The organism is Paenibacillus cellulosilyticus (genome assembly GCF_003182255.1).
Taxonomy (GTDB): domain Bacteria; phylum Bacillota; class Bacilli; order Paenibacillales; family Paenibacillaceae; genus Paenibacillus_T; species Paenibacillus_T cellulosilyticus.
The window spans coordinates 90,443-97,342 of record NZ_QGTQ01000019.1 but is presented as its reverse complement, the minus strand read 5'-3'; the positions used below and the strand labels follow the sequence as shown (position 1 = coordinate 97,342).

Sequence of the window (6,900 nt, the reverse complement as noted above, 5' to 3'; positions counted from 1 at the left end):
GCCGAGAAATTCTAACGAACCCAAATGCGCTTATATGCTGGATTTTCTCGTATGAAGCTCGATTTCCAGTCAAATAGCGGCTGCTGAGTCCGTTACATCTCAAATCGAGCTTTTCAGAGGTCATTAGCGTCGCTGTGGTTCGTTACAGCAAGAAACACTGCAGAAGTTCAAGGAGGGCAGCCCCTAGCAAGGACGCTCGAACGAAAGCTAAGTCCCACCGGGGGCAAGCGTCTCCCGCCACCATTCTAACGGACTGAAGGGACGCTAATCGCAGCCAATCAACTACCGAGAAATTCTAACGAACCCAAATGCGCTTATATGCTGGATTTTCTCGTATGAAGCTCGATTTCCAGTCAAATAGCGGCTGCTGAGTCCGTTACATCTCAAATCGAGCTTTTCAGAGGTCATTAGCGTCGCTGTGGTTCGTTACAGCAAGAAACACTGCAGAAGTTCAAGGAGGGCAGCCCCTAGCAAGGACGCACGAACGAAAGCTAAGTCCCATCGGGGGCAAGCGTCTCCAACCTCGCAGTATCTCGCCCCCCTCGCAGTCCCGTCACCACCAACCTTCCGGGGTCCAGGGGGCGGAAGCCCCATGGGGTCCTCCCTAGCAGGGAGGATTTAGGCGGGCAGAAATGTTGGTTTGGGTGGGTAGAAATTGCACGAAAGAAAGCTATGCCCCAAAGGGGCACGCGACCCCAAGCACGCAGTATCTCACTTCCATCGCAGTCTCGCCACCACCAACCTTCCGGGGTCCAGGGGGCGGGAGCCCCATGGGGTCCTCCCTAGCAGGGAGGATTTAGGCGGGTAGAAATGTTGGATTTAAGTATGTAAAAAGCGGGTTTCCAAAGGGCGCAGCCCTATGTCTCCAGCGGGTTTCCAAAGGGCGCAGCCCTATGTCTCCAGCGGGTTTCCAAAGGGGCGCAGCCCCTATGTCTCCAGCGGGTTTCCAAAGGGGCGCAGCCCCTATATCTCCAGCGGGTTCCAAGGGGCGCAGCCCCTACACCATCAGCGGGGTCGCAGGGGCCGAAGCCCCTGCAATCCTCCCTAGCAGGGAGGACACAGGAGGGTAGAAAAAGGAGGGAATACCGTGGTCCAATCCGATCGACCGATTCGCCGTGCGGCGGTAATCGGCTCCGGCGTGATGGGGGCGGCGATTGCCGGCCATCTCGCGAATGCGGGGATGCGTGTCACGCTGCTCGATATCGCACCGCGTGCGCTAACGCCAGAGGAGGAGAAAGCGGGACTAACGCTTGAGCGTCCCGAAGTGCGGCGCCGGCTTGCGGCCAATGCGATCGCCAAGCTTAAGACATCCAAGCCGGCGGCGCTCTACGACGCAGCCTTCGCGAATCGCATCAGCCCGGGATGCCTTGAGGATGATGCGGCTGCGCTTGCCGATGCGGAATGGATCGTCGAGGCCGTCACCGAGCGGCAGGACATTAAGCGCAGCGTGCTCGATATTATCGAACGGCATCGCGCCCTTGGCTCGCTTATAAGCACGAACACCTCCGGACTGTCGGTGACTGACCTCGCGGAGGGGAGAAGCAGCGACTTCCGGCAGCATTTTATGGCGACACATTTCTTCAATCCGCCGAGGTACATGAAGCTGGTCGAGATCGTCCCAACGCCGGACACGGATGTATCGGCACTGCTTCGGTTAACCGAGGTGTGCGAGCGTCAGCTCGGCAAAGGGGTCGTCGTAGCGAAGGATACGCCAAACTTCATTGCGAACCGGATTGGCACGTACGGCATGCTCGTCACGATGGAGGAGCAGGAGCGGTTCGGGCTGACCGTAGAGGAGGTTGACGCACTGACGGGGCCAGCGCTCGGACGGCCGAAAACAGCGACGTTCCGCATGCTCGATCTAGTCGGGCTCGATACGCTGCTGCATGTGGTCGACAATGTGCGGGAGCGGAGCGACGACATGGAGGACGCAAGCGTATTCGCACGTCCACCTGTGCTGGAGCGATTGGTAGCAGAGGGGCGTCTCGGTGAAAAAAGCGGCGGCGGCTTCTACCGCAAGCAGTGTTCCGCCTCCGGCCGCAGCGAAATCGAGGCACTTTCGCTTGTGACGCATGAATATGCGCCGTCAGCCAAAGTGTCGTCGCCGATTATCGATGCGTCCAAAGCGGCCAAAGGAGCAGGCGCCAAAGCGCAAGCGCTGTTGGCGGGCGTATGGAAAGCGCCCATTATCCGGGCGGCATCTCTCATCATCGATCCACCACTTGCATCGCTGTCCGTTGAGTCGCCATCACCTTCCGCTCCAGCTTCAGGCGCACAGCAGCAACCACAATCGGGCGGAGAAACGGTGTCCCTGACAGGAATCGCAGAACCAGCCCCGGCCCCGGCCCCAGCACCGGAAAAAGCGGACACGGCTGCCGCACCGTCAAGCGCGGGTCCATCACCTGCATCGCTGCCAAAGGACGTCCGTTACGCGTTGTTCGCATGGCACTCGGTGAAGCGGACGCTGCTGTATGCAGCTCGCCAGGTCGGCATCATCGCCGACAACATCGTTGACATCGACCGGGCGATGGAGTGGGGCTTTAACTGGGAGCTTGGACCTTTTGCCCTGTGGGATGCGCTTGGCGTTGAGCGGACGGTCAATCGAATGAAAGCCGAAGGCGATGAAATCCCGTCATGGGTAGAAGAGTGGTTGGAAGCAGGCAATCGCACCTTTTACCAGCAGGAGGGGCTCAATCGACTGTACGTGTCGGATGGACGTTATCGCGAGGTGCAGGAGCCGCCGGACGCGATCTCGCTCGCCGCGCTCAAATCATCAGGCCGCACGATATTCAGCAATGCGGGCGCAAGCCTTATCGATCTTGGCGACGATGTCGCCTGCCTCGAATTCCACTCGCAGAACAACGCGATCGGAGCGGACATTCTTAGCGCAGTCCGGCGCTCGGCCGAGGAGGTTGGCCGCAATTGGCGCGGACTCGTGCTCGCGAATGAGGGACGGAACTTTTGCGTTGGCGCCAATCTCATGCTGCTCCTTATGGAGGCGCAGAGCGGCGAATGGGATGAAGTCGAGGAGATCATTCGAACGTTCCAAGACAGCATGCTCCGGCTCAAGCGGCTCGACCGGCCGGTCGTTGCAGCACCGCACCGAATGACGCTTGGCGGCGGGGTTGAGGCTTGCCTGCCTGCGGACCAGATCATTTTCTCGCCGGAAACGTATTTCGGCCTCGTAGAGACGGGCGTTGGACTTATTCCAGCAGGAGGCGGCTGTAAGGAAGCCGCGATACTAGCGGCTTCTCGGGCAACAACGGGGCATGCCGGCTCATTGCATGAGCAGCTGGTGCTGCTATTCGAGACGATTGCGATGGCGAAAACGACGACAAGCGGTTATGAAGCAGCCTCGCTAGGATTCAAAAGGCCGCAGGATACGGTCATTGCTCGTCAGGACGCCCGCATCGCAGAGGCGAAAAGGGCCGTGCTCGCGCTTGATCAAGCGGGTTATACCGCACCGGATCCGAATGCCCGCATCGCTATCGCTGGCCGCGAGGGCAAGGCCATTCTGCTGCTCGCAGTCGATTCAATGAAGCGGGGCGGCTATATTAGCGCCCACGATGCGCGCATTGCATCGAAGCTTGCGCATGTCATCGCTGGCGGTGATGCTGCCCCTGGCGCAGAGGTGAGCGAGCAGTATTTGCTCGACCTGGAATGTGAGGCGTTCCTAGCGCTGCTCGGTGAGCCGCTGACACAGCAGCGGATGCGTTACATGCTCGAAACCGGCAAGCCGCTTCGTAATTGACCAGATGACTATCCCAATGAGTGCGTGTTCAAAAAGTTCGGTTTTCGTCCGCCGAGAAGGCTTTTGAACAACCTCTATGACTCAAAAACAATCGCTTAAGGAGTTGAGCGCATGCCAATCGATCGGGAACGCGAACCCGTCATTGTGTCGGCCGTCCGTACCGCGGTCGGCAAAGCGAAGAAAGGAGCGCTCGCACAGACGCGCGCCGAAGACTTGGGCCGAGCGGTGCTGCGAGCGTCCATCGAGCGTGTACCTGGACTGACGGCAGCGGATATCGAGGATGTCATCATCGGGTGTGCGATGCCGGAGGGAGAGCAGGGACTGAACTTTGCTCGGATTATGTCGCTGTATGCAGGCTTTCCGAATACGGTGCCTGCGCTGACGGTGAACCGGTTTTGTGCTTCTGGACTTCAAGCCATTGCATTCGCAGCCGAGCGAATTCAGTTAGGTGATGCTGATGTGATCATTGCCGGAGGCGTCGAAAGTATGAGTCATGTACCGATGACCGGCTTCCGGTTGTCCCCGCATCCATCCATCGTCGATACGATGCCGGAAGCGTATATGGGCATGGGACATACCGCGGAGGAGGTCGCGAGACGCTACGATGTCAGCCGTCAGGCGCAGGATCAGTTCGCTGCGGCGAGTCATGCCAAGGCGGCGGCAGCGATAGCGGCTGGACGATTCCGGGATGAGATCGTGCCGATTGAAGCGGTCATTGGCACGGTCGACATTTCCGGAAGACCGCGTGAGAAACGGTTTACTTTTGACACGGATGAAGGGGTTAGACCCGATACGACAGCGGAGCGGCTCGCGTTCCTCAAGCCTTCTTTCGCACGGAGCGGTACCGTCACGGCAGGCAATGCCTCGCAGATGAGCGACGGTGCAGCGGCAGTCGTCGTCATGAGCAGAGGTCGTGCGGAGGAGCTGGGCATTCAGCCAATCGCTGCTTACCGTTCCTTTGCAGTAGCTGGCGTGGCGCCGGAGATCATGGGCATCGGGCCGATTGAAGCCATTCCGAAGGCACTTCGTCGTGCAGGCATAACGCAGCAGCAGGTCGATTTGTTCGAGCTGAACGAAGCGTTCGCTGCGCAGTGCGTCCCGATTATTCGGGATCTCGGGATAGCGGAGGATAAGGTCAATGTCAACGGCGGCGCAATCGCGCTTGGTCATCCGCTTGGCTGCACCGGAGCGAAGCTGACGGTATCGCTGCTCCATGAGCTGAAGCGCCGTGGTGCCCGATACGGAGTTGTCTCGATGTGCGTTGGCGGCGGCATGGGAGCGGCAGGGGTGTTCGAGGCGGAATATCCGTCTGTGACGATTAACCATTAACGAGAGGAGTGAGGCGGAAATGTCACCAGACAAAGCGCCAAGCGGCGGCCGTTTTGTCGTAGACGAGACAGATCCGGCTGCAGTCGTTACCCCAGAGGACTTGACCGAAGAGCAGCGGATGATGGCGGATGCGGCACGGGCATTCGTGCAAGGAGAAATAAAGCCAAGAGATGAGCAGCTCGAGAAGCTGGATTACAAGCTGACCGTTGACCTGATGCGTAAGGCTGGTGAGCTGGGGCTGCTTGGGGCCGATGTGCCGGAGGCGTACGGAGGTCTTGGTCTCGACAAGGTGAGCACGACGCTGCTCGCAGAGACGATGGCGGAAGCCTCTTCATTCGCACTCTCCGTCGGCGCCCATGTGGGGATCGGAACGCTGCCCATTGTGTTCTTCGGTACGCCCGAGCAGAAAGCAGCCTATTTGCCGGACCTCGCGGCGGGCACAAGAATTGCATCCTACTGCTTGACAGAGCCGGGCTCTGGCTCCGATGCGCTGGGTGCTCGTACGACGGCGAGGCTGACCCCGGATGGCACGCACTATTTGCTTAATGGCTCCAAAATATACATTACGAACGCAGCGTTCGCGGACGTGTTCATCGTCTACGCGAAGGTGAATGGCGACCATTTCACCGCTTTCATCGTAGAGCGGGGAACGCCGGGATTTACGATCGGACCCGAGGAGAAGAAGATGGGCATCAAAGGCTCCTCGACCTGCCCGCTGTTTTTCGAGGATGCGCCGGTTCCGGTCAGCAACGTGCTGGGCGAGGTCGGCAAGGGCCATCTGATCGCGTTCAATATCCTGAACATCGGCCGGTTCAAATTAGGCGCAGGCTGCGTCGGCACGGCCAAGGAAGCTATTGCACTCGCTGCGGGCTATGCGGCTGGACGCAAGCAGTTTGGGCGCCCGATTGCTTCGTTCCCGTTGATCGGCGAGAAGCTGGCGGACATGAACATTGCCGCCTTCGTTACGGAGAGCATCGTCTACCGAACGGCAGGCTTGATCGATGAGCGTCTTGCGACTGCTGATCCGAATGCACCCGATGCAGGTGCGCAGGCTGCGAAGGCGATTGCCGAGTACGCCCTTGAATGCTCGATCGTTAAGGTGTTTGCGACGGAGGCGCTGGATCTGATCGCGGATGAGGGCGTGCAGATTCATGGCGGCTACGGCTATATCCAAGAGTACAAAATCGAACGGATTTACCGCGACTCGCGCATCAATCGCATTTTCGAAGGGACGAACGAAATCAATCGGATGCTCATTCCTGGCACCTTGATGAAGAAGGCGCTGAAGGGCGATCTGCCGCTGCTGCGCAAAGCGCGCGCACTTCAAGAGGAATTGCTGCAGCCGATGCCGCTCCCTTCGTTCGACGATACGCTCAGCCTGGAGACGTTCCGTCTCGCGCAGGCGAAGAAGACGTTTCTTGCAGTAGGCGGCGCTGCCGTTCAGAAGCTGGGCCTGCGGCTTGAGCAGGAGCAGGAGGTGCTTGTCGCACTCGCGGACATTATGATCGGCATCTATGCGATGGAGAGTGCGCTGCTGCGCGTTCGCAAGCTGATCGCGAATAGTGGTGAGGCGCGTGCCGAGAATGCCATTCAGATGACGACCGTCTTCGTTCAGAACACGCTGGAGAAGATTGAGACGCTGGCGAAGAAGACGCTTGCCGCGCTTGAGCAAGGGGACGCGCTGCAAGTGCAGCTGTCGGTGCTGAAGAAGCTGATGCGCGCTCCGCTCGTGGATACGATCACCATCAAGCGGTCCATTGCCGCCAGGGTGAAGGAAGCGGGACGCTACGTCGTTTAAGGACTGCAGAGCCCATTCGGAT

Annotated in this window: 3 protein-coding genes; all 3 read left to right on the top strand. The window is 59.1% G+C overall.

The genetic code is table 11. The features are described 5' to 3' along the window. Positions 1-1,087: 1,087 nt before the first annotated feature. The 3 genes from DFQ01_RS20460 (at position 1,088) to DFQ01_RS20450 (ending at position 6,878) form a co-directional block, all read left to right on the top strand. Positions 1,088-3,751, top strand: coding sequence for a 3-hydroxyacyl-CoA dehydrogenase/enoyl-CoA hydratase family protein (locus DFQ01_RS20460; protein ID WP_110045768.1), 2,664 nt, complete (start codon positions 1,088-1,090; stop codon positions 3,749-3,751). 111 nt (positions 3,752-3,862) lie between these two features. Continuing rightward, a complete protein-coding gene (locus DFQ01_RS20455; RefSeq protein ID WP_110045767.1) occupies positions 3,863-5,080 on the top strand; it encodes an acetyl-CoA C-acyltransferase in 1,218 nt (405 codons plus the stop codon). Between the two features lie 19 nt (positions 5,081-5,099). Further along, on the top strand, positions 5,100-6,878 hold the full coding sequence (locus DFQ01_RS20450) for an acyl-CoA dehydrogenase family protein (RefSeq protein ID WP_110045766.1): 1,779 nt from the start codon (positions 5,100-5,102) through the stop codon (positions 6,876-6,878). Positions 6,879-6,900: the final 22 nt, after the last annotated feature.

Bases quoted from the DNA above. Each gene is read 5' to 3' on its own strand.
- DFQ01_RS20455 (WP_110045767.1), top strand. From the start codon at position 3,863: ATGCCAATCGATCGGGAACGCGAACCCGTCATTGTGTCGGCCGTCCGT.
- DFQ01_RS20450 (WP_110045766.1), top strand. From the start codon at position 5,100: ATGTCACCAGACAAAGCGCCAAGCGGCGGCCGTTTTGTCGTAGACGAG.